This is a genomic window from Moorena sp. SIO4E2 (assembly GCF_010671945.1).
GTDB classification, from domain to species: domain Bacteria; phylum Cyanobacteriota; class Cyanobacteriia; order Cyanobacteriales; family Coleofasciculaceae; genus Moorena; species Moorena producens.
Genome location: NZ_JAAHIE010001092.1, coordinates 1 through 1,728 on the forward strand (window position 1 = coordinate 1; position 1,728 = coordinate 1,728).

General features: G+C 41.0%; 3 protein-coding genes. All 3 read right to left on the minus strand.

Annotation, left to right across the window (positions count from 1 at the left end; translation table 11 throughout):
• Positions 1 to 511 (minus strand): SDR family NAD(P)-dependent oxidoreductase (locus F6K37_RS40970; protein WP_287257024.1); only part of this gene is annotated, 511 nt, incomplete at its 3' end.
• A 12-nt stretch (positions 512 to 523) separates the two neighbouring features.
• A complete protein-coding gene (locus tag F6K37_RS40975) occupies positions 524 to 1,288 on the minus strand; it encodes a sulfotransferase-like domain-containing protein (protein WP_287257026.1) in 765 nt (254 codons plus the stop codon).
• A 57-nt stretch (positions 1,289 to 1,345) separates the two neighbouring features.
• Positions 1,346 to 1,728: class I SAM-dependent DNA methyltransferase (locus F6K37_RS40980; protein WP_287257025.1), on the minus strand; the 383-nt coding region annotated here is incomplete at its 5' end.

A 1,728-nucleotide genomic window follows, 5' to 3' on the forward strand; every position in this document is an offset into this window, starting at 1 on the left:
CACAACGAGTTAGCCCAACCACTGCTGCTTTAGAAGCACAATAGGCAGGAACATTAGGATTACCAACTGAGGCAGCAGTAGAAGCAATGTTGATAATGCGACCCCACTTGCGTTCGATCATTCCTGGTAAACAAAACTTGATCGTACGATAAATACCATTGAGATTAACATCAATAATACGATACCAGTCTTGATCAGGATGCTCGCATATTTTATGCAGGTAGGTTATTCCAGCAGCATTAACCAGAATATCGACTTTACCAAAAGTTTTGAATACATTATTGCAAAAAGTCTCAACTGAATCACTAGAAGAGACATCTAGGGTCATTGCTAAAGCCTTAACCCCCTTTACCTCAATTTCTGTTTGGCAAGAACTTTTATCAGCGGAGCGGGAGCCAATGGCTACGTTAGCCCCAATTTCTGCTAAAGCAAGAGCGACGGCTTTACCTATACCAGATGTACCGCCAGTTACTATTGCTACGCGACCTTGTAAAAATTTTTCTTTATTCATATTGCTATCCCATCAAATTGCGAAATGATAAAGCTCTTCATAAACTTTATGCGCTCCTTCAACCATCCCGACATCTTCAGGACGAATTTCCACTTTTTCTTCAGTTGGTGGCACAATCCCACTGCTACCGTCTAAAGTTTGATACCATTTAGCTCGACTCTCCATTTCATCAGGCTGACATTCTCTCCATTTATCCTGATTCCAACTCAACATTTGGGGTTCAAAATTAACTCCTATGCGTTGGCAATACTCGCTCAAAACTTTTTGGGGATGGCGACGGAAGGAATTAGCTTCAACAAGGATTGGTTTCTGTTTTAATTGCTTAGTTACTATTTGCCACATTTGTTTCAAGGCATCAAAACCAAACTCTTCATTTGTAGGAGACTCATTTACCCGATACCAGGAAGTCATTACCTCCTGAGGATGACGCACAATGAAAGTATTGATGGCAGAAGCGAGAAAATCCTGAGGGATGTATGGCAGTCCTTGGTAAGCTATCTCTTTGATAAAAACTAGAGGAGCTGCCTCCGCTTTGGATTTTATTTCCTCAAGGACTTGAGTAGGTTGGTAATCTTGGCGCTGTTCACAATCGCCAAAGCGATTGGAACGCCGCCATTTGCTGAAGTAATAAACATCAAGGAATGGTTCATCAATGATTGCTGTATCTGGGCGTTGTGAAAAAGTTCTCTCGAAGGCGGTTGATACAGATCTAGGTGTAGCCCATAATACCACAATTTTGGGTTTATTTACCAAATTGTTAAGGTTTTGATAGTTCATCAAAAAAAAATCGCTTTTCCTACTATTTTTAGATGATTTATTGTTGACATTGTGCTCTTAAAAAACCTTGTACACCCAAACTTTTAAATAAACACCAGTGTCTTTTTTTTGATGGGTACGAAATTGCTCTGTCGCTGTAACCATTTCCCATTGACCAGACCCCTCTAGGGCAGTTAGCTTTGGTTTGAACTCACTACTTTCATACAGATCGGTAGGCATGCTAACAACAATGTATCCCCCTGGCTTGGTAATACGAATCAGTTCGTCAAATGCGTTACTTTTGACATGTCCATAAGTAAAAACGCCAACACTGATGATGGCATCAAAGGTGGCTGAGGGAAAATCCAAGGGTTCACCCAAAACTTGTTGGTGGAAACTGGTGTAAACATTCTTTTTCCGAGCTTCCTCTAGCATGCCTGAGGATATGTCCATCGCCTCTA

What these genes read in the sequence shown, in the direction of transcription:
- F6K37_RS40975 (WP_287257026.1), bottom strand. Translation starts at nt 1,288, where the DNA reads ATGAACTATCAAAACCTTAACAATTTGGTAAATAAACCCAAAATTGTG.